Annotated in this window: 24 protein-coding genes and 2 pseudogenes; 10 read left to right on the top strand and 16 right to left on the bottom strand. The window is 49.6% G+C overall.

From position 1 onward, the window contains the following. The first annotated feature begins 133 nt into the window (after positions 1-133). Entirely contained in the window at positions 134-949 is an 816-nt protein-coding gene (gene rhaS, locus HB631_RS00705) for an HTH-type transcriptional activator RhaS (RefSeq protein WP_213989241.1), read from the top strand. 414 nt (positions 950-1363) lie between these two features. Here the strand turns inward: rhaS and HB631_RS00700 are convergent, their stop codons facing one another. From HB631_RS00700 to HB631_RS00655, 10 genes are all read right to left on the bottom strand, one after another. Further along, positions 1364-1939 carry a DJ-1/PfpI family protein gene (locus HB631_RS00700; protein WP_213989240.1) on the bottom strand — a complete coding sequence of 192 codons (576 nt, stop codon included), beginning with the start codon at positions 1937-1939 and terminating at the stop codon, positions 1364-1366. A 37-nt stretch (positions 1940-1976) separates the two neighbouring features. After that, positions 1977-2681: an oligogalacturonate-specific porin KdgM family protein gene (locus HB631_RS00695; protein WP_213989239.1), complete on the bottom strand. Its 705-nt coding sequence runs from the start codon at positions 2679-2681 to the stop codon at positions 1977-1979. Positions 2682-3013: 332 nt separating this feature from the next. Continuing rightward, the gene (locus HB631_RS00690; protein ID WP_213989238.1) at positions 3014-3880 is read right to left on the bottom strand and encodes a Cof-type HAD-IIB family hydrolase; all 867 of its coding nucleotides are present in this window, start codon (positions 3878-3880) and stop codon (positions 3014-3016) included. Beyond that, positions 3859-4815 carry a hydroxyacid dehydrogenase gene (locus HB631_RS00685; RefSeq protein ID WP_213989237.1) on the bottom strand — a complete coding sequence of 319 codons (957 nt, stop codon included), beginning with the start codon at positions 4813-4815 and terminating at the stop codon, positions 3859-3861. The genes HB631_RS00690 and HB631_RS00685 overlap by 22 nt, the downstream gene beginning before the upstream one ends. Before the next feature lie 51 nt (positions 4816-4866). After that, a complete protein-coding gene (locus HB631_RS00680) occupies positions 4867-5706 on the bottom strand; it encodes a PTS system mannose/fructose/sorbose family transporter subunit IID (RefSeq protein ID WP_213989236.1) in 840 nt (279 codons plus the stop codon). Next, entirely contained in the window at positions 5699-6502 is an 804-nt protein-coding gene (locus tag HB631_RS00675; protein ID WP_213989235.1) for a PTS sugar transporter subunit IIC, read from the bottom strand. The genes HB631_RS00680 and HB631_RS00675 overlap by 8 nt, the downstream gene beginning before the upstream one ends. 11 nt (positions 6503-6513) lie before the next feature. After that, positions 6514-7008: a PTS sugar transporter subunit IIB gene (locus HB631_RS00670; RefSeq protein ID WP_213989234.1), complete on the bottom strand. Its 495-nt coding sequence runs from the start codon at positions 7006-7008 to the stop codon at positions 6514-6516. Between the two features lie 23 nt (positions 7009-7031). Further along, the gene (locus HB631_RS00665) at positions 7032-8207 is read right to left on the bottom strand and encodes a glycoside hydrolase family 88 protein (protein ID WP_213989233.1); all 1176 of its coding nucleotides are present in this window, start codon (positions 8205-8207) and stop codon (positions 7032-7034) included. After that, entirely contained in the window at positions 8204-8683 is a 480-nt protein-coding gene (locus HB631_RS00660) for a PTS fructose transporter subunit IIA (protein ID WP_213989232.1), read from the bottom strand. Before HB631_RS00660 ends, HB631_RS00665 begins: the two co-directional genes overlap by 4 nt. Before the next feature lie 191 nt (positions 8684-8874). Next, positions 8875-11481, bottom strand: a complete 2607-nt coding sequence (locus HB631_RS00655) for a sigma 54-interacting transcriptional regulator (protein ID WP_213989231.1) — start codon at positions 11479-11481, stop codon at positions 8875-8877. Between the two features lie 263 nt (positions 11482-11744). Between HB631_RS00655 and HB631_RS00650 the strand changes: the two genes are divergently transcribed. The 5 genes and pseudogenes from HB631_RS00650 to HB631_RS00630 all read left to right on the top strand — a co-directional run. Beyond that, on the top strand, positions 11745-12155 hold the full coding sequence (locus HB631_RS00650; protein WP_213989230.1) for a carbohydrate porin: 411 nt from the start codon (positions 11745-11747) through the stop codon (positions 12153-12155). 227 nt (positions 12156-12382) lie between these two features. After that, positions 12383-13801 (top strand): L-fucose/L-arabinose isomerase family protein, encoded by a 1419-nt coding sequence (locus tag HB631_RS00645; RefSeq protein ID WP_213989229.1) that lies wholly within the window; start codon positions 12383-12385, stop codon positions 13799-13801. 9 nt (positions 13802-13810) lie between these two features. Beyond that, on the top strand, positions 13811-14836 hold the full coding sequence (locus HB631_RS00640) for an L-rhamnose/proton symporter RhaT (RefSeq protein WP_213989228.1): 1026 nt from the start codon (positions 13811-13813) through the stop codon (positions 14834-14836). A gap of 194 nt (positions 14837-15030) precedes the next feature. Then, positions 15031-15162: pseudogene (locus tag HB631_RS27250) on the top strand (transposase); the annotation flags it as partial. Positions 15163-15501: 339 nt separating this feature from the next. Beyond that, positions 15502-15600, top strand: a pseudogene (locus HB631_RS00630) (transposase); the annotation flags it as partial. A 142-nt stretch (positions 15601-15742) separates the two neighbouring features. On the opposite strand, the gene HB631_RS00625 reads toward HB631_RS00630, so the two are convergent. Then, positions 15743-16120 carry a YebG family protein gene (locus tag HB631_RS00625; protein WP_213989226.1) on the bottom strand — a complete coding sequence of 126 codons (378 nt, stop codon included), beginning with the start codon at positions 16118-16120 and terminating at the stop codon, positions 15743-15745. A gap of 194 nt (positions 16121-16314) precedes the next feature. Between HB631_RS00625 and HB631_RS00620 the strand changes: the two genes are divergently transcribed. Beyond that, entirely contained in the window at positions 16315-16512 is a 198-nt protein-coding gene (locus HB631_RS00620; RefSeq protein WP_213989225.1) for a hypothetical protein, read from the top strand. A 225-nt stretch (positions 16513-16737) separates the two neighbouring features. Here the strand turns inward: HB631_RS00620 and HB631_RS00615 are convergent, their stop codons facing one another. From HB631_RS00615 to HB631_RS00605, 3 genes are all read right to left on the bottom strand, one after another. After that, positions 16738-17028: a hypothetical protein gene (locus tag HB631_RS00615; protein ID WP_213989224.1), complete on the bottom strand. Its 291-nt coding sequence runs from the start codon at positions 17026-17028 to the stop codon at positions 16738-16740. Between the two features lie 45 nt (positions 17029-17073). Then, positions 17074-19293: a catalase/peroxidase HPI gene (gene katG / locus HB631_RS00610; RefSeq protein WP_213989223.1), complete on the bottom strand. Its 2220-nt coding sequence runs from the start codon at positions 19291-19293 to the stop codon at positions 17074-17076. Between the two features lie 233 nt (positions 19294-19526). Further along, complete coding sequence (locus HB631_RS00605) at positions 19527-21383, bottom strand: sigma-54-dependent Fis family transcriptional regulator (RefSeq protein WP_213989222.1); 1857 nt, start codon at positions 21381-21383, stop codon at positions 19527-19529. 331 nt (positions 21384-21714) lie between these two features. Here HB631_RS00605 and HB631_RS00600 point away from each other — a divergent pair, with 331 nt between their 5' ends. From HB631_RS00600 to HB631_RS00590, 3 genes are all read left to right on the top strand, one after another. Next, positions 21715-22458, top strand: coding sequence for a 4Fe-4S binding protein (locus HB631_RS00600; RefSeq protein WP_213989221.1), 744 nt, complete (start codon positions 21715-21717; stop codon positions 22456-22458). Positions 22459-22507: 49 nt separating this feature from the next. After that, on the top strand, positions 22508-23164 hold the full coding sequence (locus HB631_RS00595; protein WP_213989220.1) for a hypothetical protein: 657 nt from the start codon (positions 22508-22510) through the stop codon (positions 23162-23164). A 70-nt stretch (positions 23165-23234) separates the two neighbouring features. Then, on the top strand, positions 23235-24689 hold the full coding sequence (locus HB631_RS00590; RefSeq protein WP_213989219.1) for an anion permease: 1455 nt from the start codon (positions 23235-23237) through the stop codon (positions 24687-24689). A gap of 76 nt (positions 24690-24765) precedes the next feature. Here the strand turns inward: HB631_RS00590 and HB631_RS00585 are convergent, their stop codons facing one another. Together HB631_RS00585 and ytfE are read right to left on the bottom strand one after the other, a co-directional pair. Further along, positions 24766-25113, bottom strand: coding sequence for a DUF488 family protein (locus HB631_RS00585; RefSeq protein WP_213989218.1), 348 nt, complete (start codon positions 25111-25113; stop codon positions 24766-24768). A 24-nt stretch (positions 25114-25137) separates the two neighbouring features. Continuing rightward, positions 25138-25803, bottom strand: coding sequence for an iron-sulfur cluster repair protein YtfE (gene ytfE, locus HB631_RS00580; RefSeq protein WP_213989217.1), 666 nt, complete (start codon positions 25801-25803; stop codon positions 25138-25140). Between the last annotated feature and the right edge of the window lie 698 nt (positions 25804-26501).

The raw sequence follows: 26501 nt of genomic DNA, 5'->3' as shown, positions 1-26501 counted from the left end.
CGTTCACTTTTCACACCGCTTCATTTTAATCTAAAAAAAATACTCAACTTAATAATTTTTCAATCATTGTCTAAGACAAAATTTATAGCAGTATATCTTTTTATAACTCCCGCATAATGATAAGGCATGTAAAATGGAATTCCTCTCTAGCAATGATTTTTTTATTTCAGAAAAGTCGACAATCTTTATTGAGCAAAGGCGTCCACCGACTGACTGCGTTGAATTTTTTTCCGATTTTTGGGAAATTATGTTTGTGCAAAATGGCACTGGCATTCATATTCTTAACGATCAGGCTTATTTAATGAACAGTGGCACCGTTTGTTTTATCCGCCCAGGGGATCACCAATTTTTTGAAAAAGTCGATCAACTTACGCTCATCAATGTCCTCTACCGTTCGCCGGATAGCTTTCTTTTCTTAACCGATATTGCCCGTTTTCTTCCTAACATGAACAGCCAGGAACATCAGACTCATTGGCAACTTAGCCATGAAGATATACAACGAGCTAAAATTGCCATCCAAGGCATAGCCGTTCTGTCTACCGATACATCAACTGAAAATATTGCCGCCGAAGAGGGCCTGTTTTTACAATTATTGGTTATGCTTCACGGACTCTGTTGTCAAAAGCCAAGCGACCGCGATCGCGAGCATCAACTGCAAAGCTTAATGAGTTGGTTACAGCATAATTTTAATAAAAATGTCGATTGGAGCCAATTGGCAAAAGAATTCTCCATCCCGCTTCGAACGCTGCACCGACAGTTAAAACAAAGTACCGGCATGACCCCACACCGATATCTCATGCTGCTGCGTTTGCTGGAAGCGCGCAAGCAACTGAAACAGAGTACCAAAACTATTGAAGAGATTGCCCATACATGCGGCTTCACTAACAGAAGCCATTTCGCCACTCTATTCAGGAAACATTTTTCTCAATCTCCTAAAAGGTTCCGCTAGACCGAATCACTCTTGTCTGACTAAGATGCTACTTGGTTGAATATAATTTCTTACGCTAAAAGCAATATATTGAATTGATATAGGAAATAAAGTTTATTTTAAGATCTAACCAAGTTCCGTCGAGACTAATGGGTCAGGATTGAATATATCAGTGAACCATCGTTATTTTTTTCAATTATATAAGGGCCATGATAGACTGCAACTCCTCCTGCGTCATGGCGGGATGAGCGATCGCGGTTGCTTAACCGAACATCAGGTGCCGGTTATCAATCTGGACGATGGTTCATTTATAGAACTGGCCTGCAATGTGAGATATGACAAGATTTGCCAATTCCGTTATCGGAATGTTCATAAAGCATGACAGTTGGTCACACCTCAATTTGCCGCTGGGGCAGTGAAGCAGCCCCTTAGGCGCTACAACGCGATGGTTAGTCGGTGATAAATATGTTCAGCCTGGCGGCGTATCCGCGCTTCATCGCCAGTTAAGCGCATTGCAAGGCAAAAGGCGAAATCGAAGGCCGCTCCAAGCCCTTGCCCGCTGAGCAGATTTCCGTCCTCTACCACCGGGGCATCGACATACGCTCCATCAGTAACAGCCTCTGAAAGCGTGCCGGAACACACATAACGACGCCCCCTTAACAACTGATGCGGGGCCAGTACGCGAGCCGCGGCGGAGCATATCGGGCAAATCCATTTGCCCGCGTCATCATGGCGGCGAATGAAATCCAGAACGGTCTGATTATCCGCCAGATTTTGGCTGCCCTGCGGACCGCCCGGGATCACAACCGCATCATACAATACCGCCGTAACCCCGGTCAGTAACGCATCGGTATTCACACTAAGTCCGTGATAACTGTCCAAAGTTTGGCTGGAATAACAGGCCAGCGTTGTTACCTCTATATCAAGCCGGGTCAGCACATCAAGAATAATAATTGCCTCCGCCTCTTCAAAGCCCGGAGCAAGCAATAACGCAACCTGTTTTTTCTTCATGGCGTTTCTGGGCGGGCGAAACGCCCGCCTATCCTTATCAAAAGAGGTAGTAGCGGATGCCTAAACGGATTCGCACCTGATCATCATTATGTATAGACTTATTCTTATCCAGCCACGCCACCTCAGCATAAGGCATCCAGTGCTGACTTACGCGATAGCGCGCGACGATGCTGGGTTCCCAATGAGTTTTCTTGCCGTTGGCAGCATAATAATCACCGGTGTTAATGAAAAATTCCGGATTGAGCTGCAGCCATAGCTTATCGGTGGCCTGGTAATTCAAAAATAAATCAATCTGATGAGCATCATTATGATCCATTCTATTATTATAATCCATCGATTGATGAGTTATATGGTTATAACGGTAACGCGTTGAAACGTTGAAAACTTTATTAAATTTGTAATCCAGGCTGATGTAGGGCGACAACGTAGTGCCATTACTATCAATATCCGTCAGCCCGCCGGGCGTAATGCTCCATTTATCATTTAACGGCAGCGGATACCAACCTTCATATTCCTGGAAGGTACTTCTAAACTGATTGAAATCATGCCCAGGGTCATACATTGACGAGACAAGAATCCCGGCTCCATTATCAAAAATATGCCCGGCGCCGATTTTATATTGGTTTCTATCCGTGGTTGTTGTATGAGCATAACGGTTATCAACCCACGTAGCGGAAGCCATCGCATTAATGGTATAACAGACCAAAGGTAGACCAATGGCCAGAAAAGTTATTTTTTTCATATTCTATCCTGCTATTATTTTTGCTTGATTATTGCGATAACCACGGCCCCACAGAATCATGCTATCCCGTGTATCGCCTTGTTGAATAATGACAATAGTTTTTAACTCGTCACCGAATCATTTTCTTATCTCTACCTGGACACCGCAGTAATGCAAAAAAATCCCGATGACACCCTTCATATTGCAATTGTTGTGCCATATTATAAATATCTATATTTAACAATGTATTGCGAATATATTTTTTGTTAGTTTAGACACTCAGCAATTAATATTTATCTTATTTTTTTTCTGTTTAAGTTTTATTGAGAATTTCGTCAACACTAAATTTGAACTTAATCACAGGCATGTTGATATTTTTTTAAAATAAAATACTCGAGGACTTTTGCCGCGCCCTCATTTTGGTTGTTGTCAGTCACCCAGTCGGCAAGTAATTTTATGTCCTGCGCCGCATTTCCCATCGCCACACCCACACCGGCAAATAACAACATTTCTTTATCGTTTTGTTCATCGCCCACCGCGATAATAGCCGCTTCCGGAATATTCAGGTAGGCGGCCAGCGTCCGGCAGGCAGAACCTTTATGCACCCCTTTTTTCATCACTTCATAGTAATTCGGTTCACTACGAACAAAATGATATTGCCCGGCGATATCCGGAGGGATCAGCGACGGCAGCGCGTCTATTATTTCTTTCTGCTCGATAAACATCATTTTCGGCGGCCGGCGGGGCATGCCCTGCCAGCCGTCGGGCAGTTTTACCACCGGCAGCCGGCTGAAAAGATGTCCACCGGCGTCGGGCGTGATGGGGAAATCGGTCAGAAGGAGATTATTTTCAAGCAGATAACAGGCAAAACCCAAGCGCCGACCCAGTTCGGTCAATAGCAGCACATCGTGGTGCTCGAGGCATTCACTGGCGATAAGCTGCCCCGGTTGTCGGCTCCAGATAATGGCGCCGTTACAGGCGATGGCGTATCCTGGCGCATCCCCCAGCGGTAATTGCCGCAGCACATCCAGCACACTGCCCAGCGAACGTCCGGAAGCCAGGGCAATCATGACGCCTAGCCGTACGGCACGCTTTACGGCATTCTTAAACCGCGGAGTGAGTTTTTTTTCCGGCGTCAATACCGTACCGTCCAGATCGAAAATAACCAGTCGATAGCCGCCGCCCCCCGCCGCCGAGGCTATTTTACGACCTGATGACACAACGGTTCTCCTTGCAGCCAGCGGGTAAATTCATCCAGCACGCAGTCGGCCAGGCGCTGGGTTTCATGGTTGATAGCCCCGGCGATATGGCTGCTTAACCGGATATTCGGCAGCCGATAAAGCGCTGAGCCGTCGACCGGCGGCTCCGGTTTGGTGACATCCAGCAACGCGGTAAGGTCCCGACGCTGGCTAAAGACCTCAATCAGTTCCGGCTCATTAACCTGCAATCCTCGTCCGGTATTGATAAACACCGCCCCCGGACGCAAGCGGCGAAATAACGAACCATTCAGGATGCCGATGTTATCCGTTCGATTCGGCAGATGGTTGCTGACCACAAACGCCGTCTCAAACGCCTCTTCAAGAGATACCGTTCTGTGCTCGACACGAGAAGGAACACTGACCACCTCAAGCTCGAACGGCTCAAGAAATCCGGTTAACGTTTGTGCAATCGCCCCGGCGCCGAGCAATGCCACCCGTTCCCCGTAGACACCGGGCGCCGGATGCCGTTGGCTCAGGTCGTCGAAGGTGCTGGGTGCAAAATAGTCACGATGATTCCGGAAATAACCTTTACAGGACAAAAGGATCTGCGCAAGACAAAATTCCGCCACCGAAACGGCGTTGGCCCGCCAGGCGCTGACCACGGCTATCCCGCGTGACAAAAATGGTGCGGAAAAATACTCGGTCGCGCCGGCGGCGTAGAAAACGGCTTTCAGTTTCGGCAATCGATCGAGCTCTTGCCCGCTCAGGGGAAACATTCCCCAACTGGAGAAGATGACTTCCACCTGCGATAACAAAGGCAACTCTTGCGCCAGCATTTCCTGCGTCACAATACGCGGGTGAAGCTGGCACAGCGCGGAAAGCTGCTGCCAGCGGCCACGGGAGAAGACGCGATGAAATTTTTCAGGCTGGTTGGAAAAACAGGCTGCGTAGACCATATGCAGAATCCGTGAGTAGATCCCCTTTTCACATGAAAAGGGGATGATAGGTCAGATAATGCCGATTCCGGCGGAGGCGAAGCCAATGACAATCAGTAAAATAAGGACTTTGTTGGGACTGACTTTTTTATTCAGTAAACGCAGGCATCCCAGTACTAGCAGTAATGGAATCAGGCCGACGCATATTTTATCGAGGATCGCCTGCAATACGAACGGCTGCCCTGCAATGGTGGTTTTATACGTCGTGGTGAATTTTACCATCGAGGCGCACATCGCCCCCACCATCATCAGCCCCATGATAGAGGAGGCTTTGGTGATACAGCCCAGCAACCCAGATTGGGTGGCTTCGGCGATATACTTCGATCCGAGCCGATAGCCCATCATTCCGCCGTAATAGCGAATCAAAAAGCTCGGAATGTTATACACCAGCAAGAATAATAACGGCCCGAGGGGGTTACCCTGCGATGCCAGGCCAATCGCGATGCCGGTGGCGATAATACGCAGCACGCCATAAAAAAAGGAGTCCCCCACTCCGGCAAACGGTCCCATCAGCGCCACTTTGATGCCGTTGATGCTCGCGATATCAAAAGCCGGGTTACCGGCGTTTTCTTTTTCCATCGACAACGTCAGCCCCATAATAAACGGCGCCAAATGCTGATTGGTATTAAAGAACTGGCTATTACGCTTCAACGCATCTAGGTAACGATGGGGATCCCGGTAGATTTTTCGCAGCATCGGCGCCAGCGCCCAGCCATAACTCAACCCCTCCATACGGGTAAAATTCATTGACCCCAGCAACTGGAATTGGCGGAAAAATAATTGTCGAAACATCTTTTTTTCGTCTTTATCGCGACCGTTGACGGCAGTATTTCTTAAATGAATATCAGTCATTGAAGAACCCATCCTTATTATCAACAGACGCGGCATCCGAGGTGCCGATCGCCTGTTTATTTAATTTAAGCTGATTGAATTCGTTAAAACACAAGTAGACCGCAACGGAAGCCGCGATAATGGCGATACCCATGATCGGCAATTGCAGATACGCCGCCAGGGCAAAACCGATAAAAAAGAACGCGGCGATATTACGATGCCATAGCGCCCGCAGCAGGATGGCGAAACCCAGCGCCGGCAGCATCCCCCCCACAGCGGTCATGCCATGCATCACGGTACTCGGTATACTCTCCACCAGGCTACGGATAACCCCGGTGCCAAACAGCACGCCGAAAAATGCGATTATCGCAAACGGCACCCCATAGAACATCGTCATACCGAAAGTCAAGCTTAGCGCCGCGCGGTCGCGCCCTTGTTCCAACAGTGCGTCATATTTTTCCACCAGCGCGGTATAGACCAGTTTCAGCACCTGATAGACGAACACCGCCAGCAAGCTTATAGGTAATGCCAGCGCCACGGCCACCGCCGTTTCGGCATGAGTTAGAAGGGTAAATGCGGTTGCCAGCACCGAACCCACCGCCAGGTCGGCCGGCACCGACCCTCCGATGGTGATAGTGCCGAGGAAAATAAGCTCCAGACTGGCACCGATAATGATGCCCTGCTGAAAATCCCCCAGCACAAATCCCACCATGGCACCACACACCAACGGGCGCTCGATTAAAGGCTGGCCGAGCGTATGGTCAGAAAATTTGGCAATATACATCACCAATGCTACCAATAATGCCTGAGTTAACATGATGTCCTCGCTTATCGGGCGTTATCTAACATCTCAATGAGATTTTTCACCGGGTGGGAGGGCAATACCTGATAGTCCACATTCACGCCGCGTTCGGCGATGGCGCGAAAATCCGCCACATCGTCAGGCGTAACATACACGGTGTCGCTGATTTTTGTTTTTGCCGCCAGGTTATCGGTGATGCGCCCGAAATTAGCCACATTCAGCCGGTTAATGGCCGGAACCTGTTCGATCAGGCGGCGTGCGTCGGCCACATTGTTCACGATGACCAAAATTTTCATGCTCTCGGAGCGGGGATCATTAAGAGTATCGGCGGCGTCTTTTACCGTCATGATGGCGCATTTCGCCGTATCCGGCGCCGCCATGCGCAGCGACATTTTCTGCACTTCGTTGCTCACAATCTGGTCGTTGGCCACCAGAATGCGATTCACCCCGAGATGTTTGGTCCATACCACGGCCACCTGGCCGTGGATTAATCGATCGTCAATACGAATTAATGAAATCATGTTTTTTCTCCTGTTATGCGTTTTTACCAGTAGGGTGTCCAGATTCGCGATAAGCGCACCAGCGCTTCGAAGTAAAAGTAATCGCCCCAGAGATTAGGCACGTTAATGCCCATATGACGGCCATAGTTGTAAACCCCCTCACGCAGCAGGCCATCTTCGCCGTGCGCAAAGTAGTACTGGTGCAGATTGCGCATAATCAAACTGATAGCGTTGCCATAGGCCGGGCGCAGCGTATCGCTGAGGGGGAGTTGTTTGAGTAACTCCACCAGTCCGCAAACGGCAATGGCGGCGGCGGAAGTATCACGAAACGCGTGGTCCTGCGGGGAGAAAATCAAGTCCCAGTAGCAGACATAGTCTTCCGGCAGACGGTTAAGAAAGTAGTGGCTCAATTTACGCGACAGCTCCGGCAGGCGGGCATCTCCGGTGTAATTGAAGCCCAGCGCGAAGCCAAGCATTCCCCATGCCTGGCCGCGTGCCCAGCAGGAGTCATCGCTAAACCCCTGGTGGGTATCACCGCGCAACGGTTGTCCGCTGTGGATATCCAGATAGAAGGTATGAAACGTCGACGCATCGTTACGCACCAGATAACGAGACGCCTGCGCCAAATGGCGGCGTGCCGCGTCCCGCCAAGCCCGATTGCCGGTTTCATCCGCCGCCCAGAACAGCAGCGGCACATTGAGATTGCAATCGATAATCATACGCCCCTGACGCGCTGGGTCGCTTAAATCCCCCCACGCCTGGATAACGCCCGCGGTTGTATCAAACCGGCGGAAAAGTAATTCCGCGGCGCGTAACGCCAGTTCCCGCGCGCGTTCATTTCCGGTCAATTTCCAGGCATTCACGCAAGAAAGCAGATACAGAAAGCCCAGATCGTGGGTATCGACTTTGATCTGCCCATCAAGCCGGTGCGCGAAGCTGTCCAGCAGCCCTAGAGCGCTTTGGCGATATTTGTTGTCGCCGGTAACTTCCCAAGCCAGCCATAACAGGCCGGTCCAAAACCCTTCAGTCCAGTCCACTTTTTCCACCGCCGGATAACGCCCGTCCTTTGCACTGGCCGCCGGGAAAGTGGTGGTAAACCTTGGCAGCATGGCATCGATGCTATCAAGGACATCGGTAATGGCTGCCTGCAACCACGCCGGCGTAAGCGGTGTCTGCACCGCGGCATACCGTGGATTAAGGGATTCAAGCACTACGCTCATTTACTGTCCTCCATGGCGAAGAAATCATCGTCATCCTGGGAGGCGCCGCCCTGATTTTGGCGCGCACAGATAATTTCCGGCAGCGTATTCATATATTGCATGGCCTGCGTCGCCATTTGGATCGCATCTGCGATACGCGCCGCCGTATCCGGACGTTCGGACATGCAGAACTCCATCAACATGATCAGGTTCGCGCCGCTAATCACATGCATATGGGGATAATTCACCATCACTTGAATCGCCGTGTTATTGACGCTTCCGCCCTGCATATCGGTAAACAACACCAGTTCGTTGCCGCGCCGCGCCGCTTCTATGGCGATAGCTTCGAAACGCTGTGCCAAATCGGCGGTGGAACCAATGTCACCCGAATAGGCGCATATGGGGGTTACGCCGTGATCACTGCCGATAAGCAAATCAAGTCCCGAAATAACGCCTTCCGCATATTTGCCATGGGTGGCGATAAAGACCTCTCGCATTACGCATTCCTTAAAAAATTACTGAAAGCTTGCGTAGGATTTTATGCAATCGTCATGCCATTAAAATTATTAAATTAAAATCATCAAGTTAACTATTATTTTCCACACAGGAGACACTGTTGAAAACGCTAAAATCAGCAGTGTCTAAAGACGAGACCCGCGATAAAAAAGCGCAGGGTCATAAGGCGGGTTCACGCAGGCTGCGAGACGATCCATGGTTCCATAATTTCATAAATCATGAGAACCTCGGTGAGCGGCAGGGCGATATGATATTTTCGATTGAGCGCCAGGAAGAAAGTGTCATGCACCTCGACAAAGGCTTTTTGGTCGCCGGTCAGTTCCGTTTCGTCACGATTACGCATGCCGGCGTTGACCATGACGCGTTCAATCATCAGGGCAATATGCATAAACAAATTAATACGCAGATAGCTTTCAAAGTGAATCTTGTAGAATGACTCGTACTGTTTGATGACCGACTCCACTTCATCAATGATGACCACCGGGTTGAGAAAGTTGAGCCGGCTGGCGACACCTTCCACCGTAAACAGTTTAACCACTTCATCGATCATCGGCTCCAGTCTGTCTTCCGTTATCAGATCGGTGAAATAATCACGGCGCAACACGGCGGTTTTTTCTTTAATCAGCTGTTCCACGCTTAACAGCGGAATATATCCCGCCTCCAGGTCGGTAGTCGTGATGATAAGCCGCGTGCCATTCAACGCCGGGTCCGAGCGGGCGATTTTCCATTTCACATCGTCATACTCCATGGTGACGATATCAACCTCCTCCCGTGCAAGATAGCGCCGTACAATGTCCTTAAGTTTGCGCGAGATGCCTTCGCCCGAGATGCAGGAAATAATGATTTTATTCCCCGGCAGGACGCCGGCGTAATATCGGGTTTCCACTTCGTAAGCACCTTTCACGCTGTCAATGATCTCGTCCATGGACAGGCGTTGTTGTATCTTTGACGCAATATCCAATGCCATGGCGGTGCTGACGTTGTTGATAACCAGCAGCTCACCGTGCAAATGGAGCTTGATCTCTTCGTAAATCTCCTTCAGCGATCCCATGTCCACCAGTATTATTAACCCGGCGCTCTGTTTAATGGCATCCAGGTGGTTGATAAGCAGGTCGATTATCTCGCGTGTGGAGGTGGCGTTCGGCATATCGAAAGCTTTAAAGATATAGCTGCCGGTCAATTGATTGGCAATACCCGCCAGGCTGTAGGCCGTGGAGCGTCCGTGGGAAACGATCACTCCCTGGATCAGGTCATCGTCTCCGGCCAAGGTGTTAAACGCACTACCTAGCAACGGCGGCAGCAGCACAAAGGGCGCGTTCACCACGTGTTGACGCAACAGATTCACGCACTCTTCGGCCAACAGCCGCGCTTTGCTGGAAACATAATCGGTTATCGTCCGCAGTTCCCCGGCCCGGGCTTCGTCGTTTACATGATGCAGCGCATAGTTCAGACACAGCCAGACGGCTTTGCGGAGATCCTGGTTGAACGCCAGGCCGGTTAAGTTCTCCAGCTCGTTGATGGCATGCATCGTGTGCTGCCAGACATAACCACTGTACGGAGACTCCTGACTTAGCACGCCACTGATGGTTGTCAGCAATTGTTCAAGCTTGCGGTTAAGCAAAAACGTATTGCCGCTGTGGCAGAATTCGTTAAAGATGACGTCATCACGCATCGCTTTTGGCAGCAACGACGCCACATCCACGGCGGACGTGTCATCACGATGAGAGATCAGCAGCGTTTCCCCGTTGCCGGTTTGCGGGCGCGGCGAGCTCAGGGCGATAAATTTGGGGTTATTGCTGTCGCTCCATGCGCTGGCGCACATCACTTTTATCTGATTTTTTAACTCGCCGATATTCCCCCTCACCGGCGACATGACCAATTGGTGCATCAGCGAAGCATCCAGAAGAATATCCCTCGCCAGGCTGCGCGCCTCGCAGCGAAGGAAATGTTCCACCTGCGCTACCCGTTCGGTGAGCGGGCGTGAGATGAAATTCGGTAGCGTAACGCGCACCGGTATCCGACGGCGGAAAGTGTTTAGCAAAACGGTATCGATATTCTCGGTAGTGGCGAAAATAAACCGAATGCTGGCGGGATGGCGGGTACGATTATCGCCGAGCCGATAGAAATACCCTTTATCCATAAACAGGAAGAGCTTTTCCTGATTTTCGGCGGATAACCGATGGACTTCATCAAGAAACAGAAAGCTGCCGTCCGCCTCATCAAACGCGCCGTGCTTCTCCCGGTCGGCACCGGTGAATGCCCCCCGGACGTAACCAAACAGCGTACCGGACAACAGCTCCGGGTTATTGGCATAGTCGGCGCAGTTCAGTTCGATAAACGGTTTGTCCGTCGCGATAACGCCGCGTTCAAGCGCGTAGTCATATATCAGGCTGGCGAGATGGCTTTTGCCCACACCACTTTCCCCCGCCAACAGAACCGGTAGTCCACTGGTGGGGTAGTCCACCGCCGAACGGCACAACGACACGACCTGCGCCAGGCTACCGTCTGAGCCAATCAATCGGCTGAAGGTATCCTGCGCTTTTTTATCCACCCGCTCCGGCGCGGCAGGTTTTTGCGCAGTGTTGACAAAAAAGCGTACCGGCCTGGTTCTTTCTTTGATTAATTTCTCGTCATCACACAGACGATTGAGATAGTGACTTATCACGCTGCGACCAACAGGAACGAAATCTGCGCAATCCAACGCGGTAAAGCCGCTGTGGTTACCGGAATAATGGGTTAATATAGCCTGAAACAGTTTATCTTTTGCTGACATGGTCATGATGACAATCCGTAAGAGTATCAATGCTCGACAGGAATAATTCGACACTAGACACTACTGTTCCTGTTAGACACTGAATACTCTCCGCTCAATATCATAAAAATGAAACCATGTTTTAACTAATTTTTGATCCCCTTCACATTACAATTTCATTAATGCTCAACGTGAAGAGCGAGTCTGGGCGTACCGCCATTCCTCTATTCCGGCATTAGTCGAATTTGCCAGTATGCGCATAACGCAGCGCGAAACCCTAGAGCGGCCAGTTGATACTCGGTTTAAATCTGGATTTAGATAAAATCGCAAATATACCCGATACGCAGTTTTATGTTGGTTTAGGTGAACGAGAAGGAAGAGATATCACAAACGATCGTATCCACGATCCCAAGGCAACGGGTTTAACTTCGGCCATGGAAATCTATGGCGGCGGTACCGCATGGCGTTTATCTCAACTCTATTACGAACAAAAGTTAATGGATAAGAAACTATCAGTGAAATTTCAATTAATGTTCCTTACTTTTTTTCTGTACAAACTTCAGAATATAGTTATTGAAATAAATTATGAATATCAGGCAACTAAATGGCTTATGATCCGTCCAAATCTTCAATATACTAAAAAACCTGGGGCGTTAAAGAAACTGATGATGCTTTGGCCGGCGGGATGCAGTTTATTGTGATTTTCTAAGAACTGACCCTATCTGATACTGTGATCTTGATCACTGGGGATACGACAAAAATGCCATGGGCTTAATTTATGTGGCATTGAGCAGCATGTTTGACTTCGCCATCTACGATAGGATACGGATAACGCGTTCATATCATCACGGTAAACTTTTAACAAATTGTTTTGGTGGATTATGTATGTCTAGATATTCCTTAATTCAATATTGGCAGGCGATATAAAATGAATATCAAATTAGGTGTTTTCGGCATTGGGTTAGATACCTATTGGCCTCAATTTTCAGGTTTGCAGCAAGCATTGGAAGGTTATTTACATCAAGTCGCTTCACGCCTCACCACGGCAGGAATTGAAGTGATCAATGGCGGCTTAGTGGATAATAATGACAAATCTGACGCAGCGGCAAATTTGTTTAAGTCATCGCAAGTCGATGTATTAGTACTTTATATTACTACTTATGCACTGAGCTCAACTGTACTGCCGTTAGTACAGAAACTCAATGTGCCGGTATTGGTACTCGCGTTGCAGCCTGATAGCAAAATACCTTTGGCGGATATCAATAATGCGGGAGACCGTGGCACCAGAACCGGCCAATGGCTGGCGCACTGCCAAGCCTGTACGGCTCCTGAACTGGCTAATGTATTCCAGCGTGCGGATATTTCATTCGAACTGGTGGTCGGCTATCTTAATGACAGCGTTGCATGGGAAAAAATTGAAAGCTATCTTAGTGCTTTTCGGTTATCCCACACACTGAAAAATACCAATGTTGGTGTTTTGGGACATTATTATAACGGCATGTATGATGTCTATTCTGATATGACAAATTTATCGGCCAAATTGGGGGTAAGATTCAAAATATTGGAGCTTTGCGAACTGGTAGATGATCTTGCTAAAATAACCCCAACAGAAATTCATCAAAAATATGATGAAGTCCATTCCGTTCTTGACGTTGATGAAAGTTGTGAACAATATGAAATTGATAGAGCGGTAAAAACGTCCATCGTGCTGGATAAATTAGTAGCCAAGCATAAACTTGATGCCTTGGCCTATTATTATGAAGGGGCATCAGGATCTCAACATGAAAGTATTATCACGTCGGTCATTATGGGAAACACTTTATTAACCCATAAAGGCATCCCGGTCGCCGGTGAATGTGAAATCAAAAATGTCATTGCCATGAAAATTATGAGTCTGTTAGGGGCCGGCGGCTCTTTTTCCGAACCTTATGGCATCAATTTTGAAAATGACACTGTGCAGTGGGGACATGATGGTCCTGCTCATCCGCAAATGTCCGAGTCCAAGGTGAAACTGGTGCCTCTGTCGGTTTACCACGGTAAACCCGGTAAAGGCGTTTCTATTCAGATGTCGGTGGCCGCCGGTCCGATCACCTTTCTTTCCGTGGTCGAAAAGCGTGGCGGCTGTATCGTGCTGCAATATGCCGAAGGAGAATCAGTTGCCGGGCCGGTGCTGGATATAGGAAATACCAACAGCAACTATAAATTTGCCTTATCAGCGAGAGAGTTCACGGAAAAATGGTGCCTCGGCGGCCCGGCTCATCACTGCGCCATCGGCAGCGGTCATCAGGGCAAAATCATTGAACAGTTGGCGAAACTACTCGGCGTTTCTGCCCAGAAAATCTCTTGAGGCGAGAATATGGAATACTCTATTGGCTATGGTATTTTTTATCACCTGCTTGGTGCGTTGGCTGCGGCCTCGTTCTATATTCCGATTCAGTTGGTCAAAAATTGGGAATGGGAAGCCTCATGGCTGGTTAATGGCATCGCTTCCTGGATTATTATGCCCATTCTGGTGGCGTCATTACTACTGCCCAATGTTGGCGCATTTTACCTCGCGATTCCCTTTGGCGTGGTTTTGCGGACCTATATGTTCGGGGTGTTATGGGGGCTCGGGGGTTTGACCTTCGGTATGACGCTGCGTTATCTAGGGCTCTCGGTGGGTTACGGCGTTGCTATCGGTATCACATTGGTGGTGGGCACCCTGACGCCGCCGCTATTCGGAGGAAAATTTCTCCAGTTATTCAACAGCCATGCCGGCGTTATGGCACTAATCGGCGTAGTCATTGCTGTTGCCGGTATTGCTGTCACGTCACTGGCCGGCCGGATGAAAGAGAATGAATCCGGCATAACAAACCGGGAATTAAATGTCCGCAAAGGCGTTATCATTGCGATATTTTGCGGCATCATGAGTGCCTTCATGGCTTTTGCCATTGAGGCGGCAGGACCTATTCAGCAAATGGCGTTGGCCCAAGGCGTTGACCCTCTTTATCAAATTATGCCCGGTTATGTCATTATCATGCTGGGGGGATTTACCACCAATCTGATTTATTGTCTGATTAAAGGGAAAAGAAATCATACATTGCTGAAAATCAGGCAAGACCCTTCCCATTTTTGGCGCAATATTACCTTGTCGGCAGCGGGCGGGGTTATCTGGTATCTGCAGTTTTTCTTCTACGGCTGGGGACATGTACAAATGACCGGCGTCAAACTTGGCTTTGTCAGTTGGACGTTCCATATGTCGATGCTGGTGCTGTGTGGCGGGATATGGGGTTTTGTTCTCAAAGAATGGAAAAGCGCTTCAATTAAGCCAATACGTTTCCAGTTACTCGGTATGGCGATGATCATTGCCTCAACGCTGGTTATCGGCATCGGAGGGAGCTAACCCACATAATCCGGCCTAGCAACATGGCTGCCATGATTTACCGCTTGATCAAACTATTTATTTCGCCGCTACTATGCCAGTTGCTTTTTTCATCACTGGAAAATATACATTCGCTCAATGAACAAATTCGTTCGACAGAGCACAACATGGCAGCGTTGTGCCAGCAGCAGCCAAAATACAAAACACTGTTGATGATAACTGGTGCTGGCCCCTTCGTCGCAGCCGCATTTTTGAGTGAAGTTAATGCAAAGCAGTTTACTAATGGCAGACAACTTTCCGCCTGGTGTGGTCTGGTTCCCAGGCAACATGGTTCTGGTGGGAAAAACAGTCATTCTGCAAGTAAGCTGGGAAGTCGACATCGATTCTTTTAAATCTAATGCTATTGCCGGCAATGAGGGCAGATAGAAATCCGTGCCAAGGGGACCAATCGCCGTCAAGGCTCCCCCGAATAAGCGCATAATGTCTTTTGTAATTGACCATGTTAATCCGAACCTGTTTGCATCCTGGCGGGAAACACTTGCGTGAAAATCCGTCGATACAACTTTTGCAATCCCTCATGCTCACTTTGCCGTTGACGGGTCAATATACGTGTAAGTATCCCGCATAATGGTGCCATTCACTTTTAGAGATCTTCCGGCACTGACATGGCCGCAAAGGGGATCGTTATTCGTAAAGCCCGTTTTACCGAACAGCAGATTATTGCCGTTTTGAAGTCCGTCGAGGCTGGCAGAACCGTGAAGGATGTCTGCCGTGGGGCCGGAATTTAAGAGGCCGGTCACTATAACCGGTAGCTGTCAACGAAGTTGCCACCCTTAATGAGTTTTCAGGCTGCTTTTTCAGACATCAACGCCGCAAGGGGTTATCACTAACGGCGCTGTTCTGTACTCGTGTACTCTTCGGAGGGGATCAGGCTGCTTTCACCGCTCTGATTTTTTTTGTGCCGGCATCGTCATCGGCTTCCATGCTTTCCGGTTCATCTGAAGGAGACTGAGCGTCGACGGCGTCCATGCTTTCCGGTTCATCTGAAGGAGCCTGAGCGTCGACGGCTTCCGGCAATTTGCTGGTACGCAGGATATGCTGAACGCCATCTTTATGCTTGGCCAGATAAAAACCCAGATTTTCTGCCTGCGTTTCATCCAACTGCATCCCGCTGTTCAACAACCAGTCGCTGAACGCTTCAGCCATATCGAGCATCTTGTCGTAGGCCTCTGCTTCTTTCTTACTGGCAAATATCATTTTCTCTTCACCCTTTCTGACGACCACATATTTTATTTCAATAGCCATAACCGCCTCCAATACTGTAATTATAAACAGCATACCAGCAAGTGCCGCTCACCGTCCACAACACATTCAACGGCTGTGTGTATTGCACGTCATTGGCGGGGCTAACTAACCCATGCATTCTGCTTGAAGTGTGCATGCCTTAAGGCCTTCGCGCGCTGCTACCATCGTTTACGACGGCCAGGCCAAGAGTGCTTTTGGCGGATCTTGATAGAATTGTTGAGAAGTACTTTGACACAATCATACCTATTCCTTCTCCTGAAATCGATGAACAATCAGAAATAGAGCAATTGAAAAATACACTTAAAAAATTCAGTGTATTTCATACCAGGTTGGATCAACGATATGATAGTAGATCAGGCTTTATTGCTTATTTCGCTGATTGCGATCGCTGATGTCACTCAGTTCGAGCCGACGGCCGTTATCTACTAGCCGATCCCTTAGGGCATCCGCCACTGTCGGATTACTCACCATTTTATACCATTCAGTTGCCGGTAATTGCCCATCGGGAATGTTAATGATGAGCTATTTAGTTTATTTTCCGGTAAGTTTAAAACTGAGCAAACGGTAATAAACAAAAATGAAAATCTGCTCCGCAACGGGCATCGCCTTGCCAGGCGTTAGAATATTTCAATCTCGCCGGCAATCACTCTCACGCCGGTTTTCCCTTCAAGGCAAAAATTTGTGCCCCTCTGCATGCTTGGCGTATTGAATAGATCTCTTTTCTGTGGCATGTCATAATAGCCGATAGAGTAACCCGTATAGCCCTTGCCGCACTCTTGCCCGCAATAAACAACAATACTTTTCCCTAAAATAAATTTTTGCGACGAAATTACATTCAGCCGATAAGGTGTAGTCGCCAGCAAACAGGCAGCATGTAAACAGGCGTACCTGTGCCGTAAGAATTGCATAGACAAATCCTGGCGAGCAGCCGTGGCCGCTCGCCAGGGCAAGGCTTAGGCCAGATCGAATCGATCCAGATTCATTACCTTCGTCCAGGCCGCGATAAAGTCTTTAACAAACTTTTCTTTGGCGTCATTGCTGGCGTAAACCTCTGCTGAAGCACGTAATACGGCATTCGAACCAAACACCAGGTCTGCACGCGTTGCGATAAATTTGACCTCTCCGCTGAGGCGATCGCGTCCTTCGAATCGTTCTCCGGAGGAGTCGGTTGCTATCCATTGAGTGCGCATATCAAGCAGATTTACAAAGAAGTCAGTGTTGAGTTCACCCACTTTGTTTGTGAAAACACCTTGCTGGCTGCCATCGTAGTTTGTTCCAAGCGCCCGTAATCCACCGATGAGTACCGTTAATTCCGGCACGGTTAGCGTAAGCTGCTGAGCCTTGTCGATGAGGAGATTTTCAGTGGACGTGCCGGCGGAAACACCGCGATAGTTACGGAAACCATCCGCTTTTGGTTTAAGCAAATCGAACGATTCAATATCAGTCTGATCCTGGCGGGCATCCACACGACCCGCGGTGAACGGCACTTCAATCTCTACGTTGACCGCTTTCGCCGCCTGTTCAACACCGACCACGCCGGCCAGAACAATCACATCCGCCAGAGAAGCTTTCGGGAATGACTGTTGAATAGATTCCAGAGTGGGCAGTACGCGGGCAGCAACGACGTTAACGTCCCATTCTCTTTGCGGTAGCAGCGCCAGCCTTGCACCGTTTGCGCCTCCCCGTTTGTCACCGCCACGGAAGGTGGAAGCCGAAGCCCACGCCACCGAGGTCAGTTCGCCGACGGTAAGGCCGGAAGCAGCAATCTTGGCTTTCAGCAACTCGATATCATCGGGAGTAGGCTGATACACCGGCAGCGGCAGCGGGTCCTGCCAGAGTAAGTCTTCTTTTGGCACCTCCGGCCCGATATAGCGCGCTTTTGGTCCCATATCCCGGTGGGTCAGTTTGTACCACGCCCGCGCGAACGCTTCATTGAAGGACTGTGGATCGCCATGGAAACGGCGGGATATCTTCTCAAACTCCGGATCGAAACGAAGCGTCAAATCGGTGACCAGCATGGTGGGTTTACGCTTCTTCGCCGCATCGAACGGGTCGGGAATACTCTCCGGCGCATCCTTGGCCTCGAACTGGATGGCGCCGGCGGGACTGCGCGTTTGTACCCACTCAAATTTAAAGAGATTTTCGAAGAAGTTATGGCTCCACTGCGTTGGCGTCTGAGACCAGGCTACTTCCAGACCGGACGTTATGGCATCAGCCCCGGCACCCGTTCCAAAACTGCTTGCCCAGCCCAGGCCTTGCGCTTCAATAGGTGCGGTTTCAGGGTCGACACCGACCTCAGTGGCGGGACCTGCGCCATGGGTTTTGCCGAGCGTATGGCCACCGGCGATTAACGCGACAATCTCTTCATCGTTCATCCCCATATTGCCGAAGGTGGCACGGATAGCCGGGGCCGCCGAGGCGGGATCACCACTGTGATTTGGGCCTTCAGGATTGACGTAAATAAGCCCCATTTCCGTTGCGCCCAATGGCGATTGAGCCAGCAATTCAGGATGGCGGTGTTCAAGCCAGGTTGTCTCGACGCCCCAGTTGATGTCCAGATCGGGTTCCCATACGTCTTCACGCCCGGCGCCAAAGCCAAAGGTACGAAAACCGGAGTTTTCCAGAGCGACGTTGCCCGCAAGGATATAGAGGTCGGCCCAGGAAATTTTTTGACCATATTTTTGCTTCACCGGCCACAGCAAACGGCGCGCCTTGTCGAGGCTCACATTATCCGGCCAGGAGTTCAAAGGTGCGAAGCGCTGCTGGCCGCGTCCCGAACCACCACGGCCGTCGACGGAGCGATACGTGCCCGCGCTGTGCCACGCCAGGCGGATGAAAAGGCCGATATAGCTGCCCCAGTCGGCGGGCCACCAGGGTTGCGACTCAGTGAGCAACGCTTTGAGATCGGCTTTGAGTTCAGAATAGTCTAATTTGGCGAATTCCTGACGGTAATCAAATGATTCGCCCAACGGGTTAGAGCGGTTTGAGTGCTGATTCAGGAGGTCGACTCTGAGCTGGTTAGGCCACCAGTCCCGATTAGTTGTCCCACCGCCGGACGTTTTATTCGCGTTTCCCTCATGAAAAGGACATTTACCGGCAGAGGCATCCGCTTCTCTATCTGCTTCAACAATAGGCTTTGCATCGTTTGCTTCTTCATCAATCGAATTGCTCATGGCCATACTCCTTTTAAGAATTCTCATTGCTACTCTATACCCGGACTTAACTCAGTCACACCTGTATCACCCTATGTATTTGATAGACCTTCCCTTGGGATTTCTGTGTTCACTCTACGAGTTTTGACAACATTCGGAACGGCTTTGGAACCATTTAACCCCATCGTGGCACTTCCAACCTCATTTACCGATCACTTACGTTTGTGCTGCCCTTTGCCGAACGTTATTTCGACTTATATCTCTTTTTCCCGCATTTTCCGCCAGAGGGTAGTACGACTCATTCCGAGGCTGGCGGCGGCTTTGCCTTTTTTGCCTCCGGTCTCGGCGAGCGCCTGTCGAATAACGTCTTCCCGCCCCTGCGAAATATCCGGGTCTATTCCCAAAAGCATGGTCCCTTCAAGCAAATCTCGTATGATATCCTTTTCCACCAAGTGCTCCCTGACCGTGGTAGCGACACGGAACATAACGTTCTGCATCTCTCGAATATTGCCACGCCACGGCCATTCGCAGAGCTGGCGCAGGGCTCCCGGCGTAAAACTTGGCGCGAATGCCGAGTCAGGGGTATGTAATTTGAGAAAATAACGGCACAGGAGAGGAATATCCTCTTGTCTTTCGCGCAACGGCGGTAAATGCAGCATCAGGACGTTGAGCCGGTAATAGAGGTCCGAGCGAAACTTGCCGGATTCAAGCAACCGGGGTATATCCTCATTGCTCGCCGCAATGATGCGCACGTCAAAAGGGGTGATGGCATCACTACCAAGGCGCATAACCTGCTTTTCTTGAAGCACGCGCAACAACTTTGCCTGGATATGCGGTTCTATTTCCGTGACCTCATCCAGGAAAATAGTGCCGCCATCCGCCTGTTCAAACAGTCCGGGCTTACCCTTGCTGCTGGCGCCGGTGAATGCACCGGAAACATAGCCGAAAAGCTCGCTCTCCAGCAGTGAACCGGGGAGCGCCGAACAATTCACCGCCACAAAGGGCCTGTTGGCCCTGGCGCTGGAGTTATGGATACTCTGGGCAAACAATTCCTTTCCGGTGCCGGTTTCCCCGACGATAAATACGGTGCCATCTGTCTCCGCATACCGAGTAGCCAGGGCTAGGGTCCTCTTTATGGCCTGACTAGAACCCTGGATATCCTTAAATTGCGCACGCGCGATATGCCCGGTTCCAGTACGTTTTTTGATGGAAGAAGCCAGAATACGCTGCTGGTCCATTTCCTGGAGACTCACCACAACGCCTACTGTTTCTTCATGGTTCTTCACAGGTCTTGCCGATCCTGTCACCTCAGACGTCCCGTCGGGCGAAAGGGTTAACGGGGTCGAATCATTTCTTATCGCCGTTTCAAAATCAAATTTCGGCCACAGTGTTGAGTAAGGTTTATTGAGCGCGTCGCTGATGCTAATACCCATAATTCGTTCAGCCATCACATTGAATGCGACCACCCTTCCCATTCTGTCTATGGCAACGATAGCATTATCGGCGGCATTTACCGCGGCATGGAGCAGCGAGCTTTCCGCCCTGTTCATACGCATCGTCTCATAAATGCGCTGAGCTTGAGTCATGGCGGCGATGATAGTTTCCTCGCCGCTTTGAACGACAACATGAGGCACTTTCAGTCGCGCCGCTGCGATTCCGGTTGATGAACTGCCGATAACAACGGATGCCCCTTCGTTGATTGCTCGCAATATAATTGGCTCAACCTCCTCTTCTTTCACGATGGGGTATAAGCGCAGATGAAGGTTCAGAACCCGTGCGGTCGCTGTCAATCCCTCTACCAGATGAGGGAGGGCAATGGCGGCAATGGGGCTGCCGACGCTTTGAGCGAGGTTGAGCGCGGAAATGTAGTCGAAGGCTGAGCGCTGGATGGTCACATGAATGAGCGCGGGGAATGCTTCTCTGATTGCCTGAGCCGTGGCCCCTCTGCTGATAAGGATCTCTGTTCCCTGCCGTATCTGGTTCGCTGCCGCAGCCACACCTTCTCCCAATACGCCCCGGACAACGAGAATTTCAGGAAATAATTGCATACTTAATTTGTGTCCAAGGGAGAATACGGTCCTGTCTGCTGCTATTAAAGTAATATTGCTCATGAAGGGTACTCCTTATCATTATCATTATCATGCGCACCGCTGCTCTCGGTATAAATTCATGCCATGAAACAGTCTTATACGGTTGAAACAGTTATACCCCTTATTGGGTATTTATTATGTTGCATGGAACAAGGTTTGATTTAATTGCCCTGAACTTTTCGAATGGCTGAAATTAAATATTTTATTGTAATTCGTTGATTTATAAAGTCGATGCTTATTGGTTTATTCGTCGAAATAATTTCTCTTTTATTGTTTGGCACAAGATATGCGTAATGCTTATTTGAACATCGGTCAACCTACCCTAACATGACAACGGATATGGTAAAATATCATGAGCTTTATTGATCAATCTTCCTGTACGGGTTGTAAAACCTGTCTGCTTTTTTGTCCTGATGATGCGATCGACTATTTCGACGGTAAATGCAACGTGGATCCTACACTGTGCACACTCTGTGGCTGTTGTGAAAATAGCTGCCTTTTCGGGGCTATTCATCCCACTATCGATTTGACTGATTTGCAGATTTTCCAGCAGACGTTTGGCGACCCCAGAGGATCCAGCGTCACTGGCGGCAACGCGGGTCGAGGGGGGAGAGAAATAAAAACCCTCGACGTGAAACCCACTCTCAAGCCCGATCACTTCAGCATCTGCCTTGATATGGGCAGGCCTGGCGTCGGCCTGTATCTTCGTGACGCAGAAAAAATCATTACGGCGTTGATGGCTGCGGGCATGGAGTTTGCGGAGGGCGATTTTCCGCTTTCTACGATCATTCCCGACCGCACTACCGGTAAATTCCGCCCGGACTGTCTTGATGTGCACATGCACAGTCTTCTCACAGAAGGTGAATTCCATAAGAGCAAGCTCCCCGGCATCCTCAAGGCGCTGAAGAAGGTATCAACAGAAATTGATACTGTGCTCTGTCCCGGCCTCATTCTCCCTGTGGATGAAAATATCGAAAATGAAGAAGTGTTGAGTTGCTTTGATGACCTGGGAATTCCCCGCCCCGTGCGTTCCAAAATTAACGTCGGGTTAGGTAAACCCTATTCGCCCGATTTATCAAAGCTTCCCCCATTGTGATGCAGTAATTGTACTCAACGGCACTATTAAATATTTTAGGAATGATGATATGACTCACACTTTATTCAGAGCCGGAACGCCCGAATCACAAAGTGAAGAAATATGCTGGCTGGCTTACACCACCAAGGGCCTTAATGACGACAACTTTCCCGAAACCGCCAGGCACCTCCTTCGGGCGGTGGAAGAAAGCGGTGACGTTGCTAATTGGGGCGACACCAAGATCGGCACAATTCTCACCATGCAAAGCAAGGAGATTAAAGCAAAGTTGATGAAGAATTCGCGCCTGCGCGGCGTGTTTTCCAACCCAAGGGCAGCGGTGAAATTTCTTCGGATTTTAAAGAAGAAAGAGCTGAACCAATCTATCCTTGTTTCCGGCGTGATCACCGAGCTTGTCCGCATTTGTAAAGAGGCCGGGGTGACCCCTTGCTATGCCAACATGTCACTCGGCGTGTTTGGCAATATATCCAGGCTGACCGACCCCCAAACCCTTTCCATCACAACCATGTGCGGCCATCAACGTATACCGGCCAAGTATGTGCAGGCACTTCAGCATGATGTGGACCAGGGAAGGATGACGGCGGAAGAAGCCGCGAAGAAGATTGGCGGCATCTGCATGTGCGGCGTGTTCAACCCTGACAGAGCGGCGGGTATTCTCGCCGGCAATAAACAGGGTTGTAAATGCAAGGACAAAAACGACACGTTCTGAAAAATAACTATTATTTGCGCCATTCGTCGGAAGCTGTGAAGACTTCCGACGGCGTCAATAAGGAGATAACATGCAAGCGATTATTCCCATCGTCGGAAAAACGGAAAAAAACTTTTTCGCTGCCAACTGGCAACGCATCATTTGGGTAGCCATTTTCCTCGCCATTTATTACTCCCCCGCGCCGGAAGGCCTGGACCCTAAAGCCTGGCAGCTATTTGCTATCTTTCTGTCAACCATCCTCGGATTCATCATCAAGCCGTATCCCATGGTCGTCGTTGCGTTTACAGGCATTGTCATGTGCGGTCTGACAGGTACCCTCAAAGCTGAACAGGCCTTGATCTCCTTTGGCGATCCCACCATCTGGCTTATTGTTACGGCGTTCTTTATTTCACGAGCCTTCAGTAAAACCGGTCTGGGGCAACGTATTGCCTACCTGTTCATGAGCAAAGTGGGAAAAACCACTCTTGGACTCGCCTATGCAACATCATTGACCAACCTCGTTATCGCTCCGGTAGTGCCCTCCAATACCGCCCGCCTTGGGGGGATTCTTTTTCCATTGCAGCAATCTATCTCCCTGGCGTATGACAGCGATCCCGCCAAAGGCACGGAAAGGCGCCTCGGGTCGTTCATCATGGCGAACGCTTTCCAGGGGAACCTGGTTATATCCGCCATGTTCCTGACGGCGGCCGCGTTCAATCCCATCGTCGCCAATGTTGCCGTGAACCACGGCATCCACCTGGACTGGGGCACCTGGTTCATGGGAGCAATCGTGCCCGGCATCATCTGTCTGGCGGTTTTACCCCTGGTGCTGATGCTTGTCTGGCCTCCCGAAATTAAAAAAAGCCCTGAAGCCGTCATCATAGCAAAACAAAAACTCGCCGAGCTGGGCGCGGTCAAAAGGGACGAATACATCATGCTTGGCGTATTCATTGGCCTGATTTTTCTGTGGACCATCGGTGCCAAGCTGTTCAATCTTGATGCTACCATCGCCGCCATGACCGGCCTCGTCGTCATGCTCCTCACCCGCGTGTTGACCTGGGCGGACCTTGCCGCCGAGAAAGGAGCATGGAACACGCTGGTGTGGTTTTCCGCCCTGGTGATGATGGCCAAATATCTGAATACATTGGGTTTCATTCCCTGGCTGACGCAGCACCTTGCCACGTCCCTCGGTGGCCTGGGGTGGCAGGCTGCGTTCGTTTTAGTGATATTGAGCTACATGTATGCGCACTATTTTTTTGCCAGTTCCACCGCGCATACGGCCGCTATGGTTCCCGCGTTTCTGCCCCTTCTGCTCGCACTCGGTACGCCGCCTATGCTGGCCGCCATCAGCCTGGGGTATGCGGGCAATTTCATGAGCGGTCTCACGCATTATGGCAACGGCTCAGCCCCCATCTTCTTCGATTCCGGCTATATTCCCCTGAAACCATTCTGGCTGCTTGGGCTGTTGTTCAGTGTGATATTCACGGTGATTTTCGCCCTGGTCGGCCCTGTGTGGTGGAGCGCTATCGGATTAATACAGTTCTAGATAACGGATAAAAGAAGGGCACGTAAATTATTTCACCTGCTTATGCTGCCTTTTCTTCTCATGGAACCCGGTTGGCTTAAGTAAGCTGATGTAAAAAATCCATTAATATCGGCACGTGGCTATTTTGCTCATCGCGAGCGGCATACAGCAGCGTGACGTTCCCTCGCCGGGAGCGGGCCAAAAGCGACTGTGATAAGGCGGCCTGGGCATTCAATTCCACCCGGTATTGTACGGAGAAAGCGGCAAAGTCAAGCCGACCACTATGAAACTGCTTGCGTAAAGCGGAGCTTGGCGCCAGTTCTTTCAGCCAGTCGTCCATGACCAGGGCCTCTTTTGTCATGCCTCTCGGCCAAAGGCGATCCACCAATACGCGATAGCCATCACCAACCTCCGCCGCCTTATATACGCGTTTACAAAAAAACATGCATCACACCCATGGATCGCACGCTTATTCTCCGCGGAGCGCCCGGGGAAACAGCAGATTATTTTCCAGATGAACATGTTCCATTAAATCTGCGGTAAATTCATTTAGGCCTGCGTAAAGCGCGCGCCAGGTAGTACAGGCCATGGCCGGCGGAGTGATGTTGTCGGTCAATTTACTGATGATGTCCAGTTGCCGCCCGGCATCGTCATGCTCAAGCTCCATGACGGAAATCGGCCCGGCCGCCTGGGGCCCCATTCCCTGTTTAATCATGGGGAACAGCACCTGCTCCTCCTTCATCATATGATCCCCCAGATCTTGGTGGAGTATGGTCAATTGCCGGGCCAGTCCGGTCGGGCACGTCGGTTTATCCTGATGTACCCGCTCCACCTTTTCCGCCATCAAAATCAGTTCCGGCAATTGTTCCCGATGGCGTTGATGATAGCGCGCCAGGATGTTTTCTATCAGTTCAGCCAACGTGCTGTTCTGCCAGCTTTTGGTTTCATCGGGCTGTCGCACCAACGTTGCCAATTGCGCTTCAATCAGTTCAATATCCAGGTTTTGTTTATCGGCGGCCCGCAACAGGGTTTGTTTGCCCCCGCAGCAAAAATCCAGACCGTACTGTCGGAAGAGCCCGGTGGCGCGCGGAATGGCTATAGCCAGCGAACCAAGGGACTTATCGCGATAATGCATAATAACACCTCATAGAGTAGGTCATTTAAAGATGCATTATAAATGCATCTTTAAATGATTCTCTATAATCCCTAATAGGTAGATTTTTCTGCGCAATGCCCAGCAATTGATATGATTTGGCGACCGCCGACCGCGTATGGGCGGAGAGTATTGCGTTTAAACGAGTTCCAACCGATCCGGAACGCACTGAAAACCGGCCTTTATTGCCGCGCCGTTCTTATCAGCCAATTTTGCAAAATGAGGGTATTAAATAATCAAGAATATAAAAAAACAGCCTGATTAATCTAATAAAAAAGGATATGTCACCGCTCTCTTTGGCAGACGGCAGGCATATGCATTAATCAGGATTGGATAGTATAAATATGGGAAAGACATAATACCCTCACTAAATTCAGGCCATTGATAACCTAATGGTTCAACATAAAAATTAACCTCCACTTAATTATTAAGGCTATTTATTCAGTTGCCATGTTAACTTCATAACGAAAGGTGAATTTAGGGATAAAAATAAAGACATAACAAACATCTTATTGAAAAACAACATAAATAATACAGTACATTTCAAAAATTCGATAAAATAAAACGCCGTTGTAAATCTCTTAATTTTTAACATATGGCTTCTTTATATTAACTTTTACGAAAAGTAATGCATAAATTAATATAACACTTCATTTTTAATTGATGCTAAATTCAGCTGC

The organism is Sodalis sp. dw_96, assembly GCF_018449575.1.
GTDB lineage: Bacteria > Pseudomonadota > Gammaproteobacteria > Enterobacterales > Enterobacteriaceae > Acerihabitans.
Note: the sequence above shows the minus strand (reverse complement) of the source record. Positions and strands in the feature narration are given on the sequence as shown.

Bases quoted from the DNA above. Each gene is read 5' to 3' on its own strand.
- rhaS (WP_213989241.1), top strand. From the start codon at position 134: ATGGAATTCCTCTCTAGCAATGATTTTTTTATTTCAGAAAAGTCGACA.
- HB631_RS00700 (WP_213989240.1), bottom strand. From the start codon at position 1,939: ATGAAGAAAAAACAGGTTGCGTTATTGCTTGCTCCGGGCTTTGAAGAG.
- HB631_RS00695 (WP_213989239.1), bottom strand. From the start codon at position 2,681: ATGAAAAAAATAACTTTTCTGGCCATTGGTCTACCTTTGGTCTGTTAT.
- HB631_RS00685 (WP_213989237.1), bottom strand. From the start codon at position 4,815: ATGGTCTACGCAGCCTGTTTTTCCAACCAGCCTGAAAAATTTCATCGC.
- HB631_RS00680 (WP_213989236.1), bottom strand. From the start codon at position 5,706: ATGACTGATATTCATTTAAGAAATACTGCCGTCAACGGTCGCGATAAA.
- HB631_RS00675 (WP_213989235.1), bottom strand. From the start codon at position 6,502: ATGTTAACTCAGGCATTATTGGTAGCATTGGTGATGTATATTGCCAAA.
- HB631_RS00670 (WP_213989234.1), bottom strand. From the start codon at position 7,008: ATGATTTCATTAATTCGTATTGACGATCGATTAATCCACGGCCAGGTG.
- HB631_RS00665 (WP_213989233.1), bottom strand. From the start codon at position 8,207: ATGAGCGTAGTGCTTGAATCCCTTAATCCACGGTATGCCGCGGTGCAG.
- HB631_RS00660 (WP_213989232.1), bottom strand. From the start codon at position 8,683: ATGCGAGAGGTCTTTATCGCCACCCATGGCAAATATGCGGAAGGCGTT.
- HB631_RS00655 (WP_213989231.1), bottom strand. From the start codon at position 11,481: ATGACCATGTCAGCAAAAGATAAACTGTTTCAGGCTATATTAACCCAT.
- HB631_RS00645 (WP_213989229.1), top strand. From the start codon at position 12,383: ATGAATATCAAATTAGGTGTTTTCGGCATTGGGTTAGATACCTATTGG.
- HB631_RS00640 (WP_213989228.1), top strand. From the start codon at position 13,811: ATGGAATACTCTATTGGCTATGGTATTTTTTATCACCTGCTTGGTGCG.
- HB631_RS00625 (WP_213989226.1), bottom strand. From the start codon at position 16,120: ATGGCTATTGAAATAAAATATGTGGTCGTCAGAAAGGGTGAAGAGAAA.
- HB631_RS00615 (WP_213989224.1), bottom strand. From the start codon at position 17,028: ATGCAATTCTTACGGCACAGGTACGCCTGTTTACATGCTGCCTGTTTG.
- katG (WP_213989223.1), bottom strand. From the start codon at position 19,293: ATGAGCAATTCGATTGATGAAGAAGCAAACGATGCAAAGCCTATTGTT.
- HB631_RS00605 (WP_213989222.1), bottom strand. From the start codon at position 21,383: ATGAGCAATATTACTTTAATAGCAGCAGACAGGACCGTATTCTCCCTT.
- HB631_RS00600 (WP_213989221.1), top strand. From the start codon at position 21,715: ATGAGCTTTATTGATCAATCTTCCTGTACGGGTTGTAAAACCTGTCTG.
- HB631_RS00595 (WP_213989220.1), top strand. From the start codon at position 22,508: ATGACTCACACTTTATTCAGAGCCGGAACGCCCGAATCACAAAGTGAA.
- HB631_RS00590 (WP_213989219.1), top strand. From the start codon at position 23,235: ATGCAAGCGATTATTCCCATCGTCGGAAAAACGGAAAAAAACTTTTTC.
- HB631_RS00585 (WP_213989218.1), bottom strand. From the start codon at position 25,113: ATGTTTTTTTGTAAACGCGTATATAAGGCGGCGGAGGTTGGTGATGGC.
- ytfE (WP_213989217.1), bottom strand. From the start codon at position 25,803: ATGCATTATCGCGATAAGTCCCTTGGTTCGCTGGCTATAGCCATTCCG.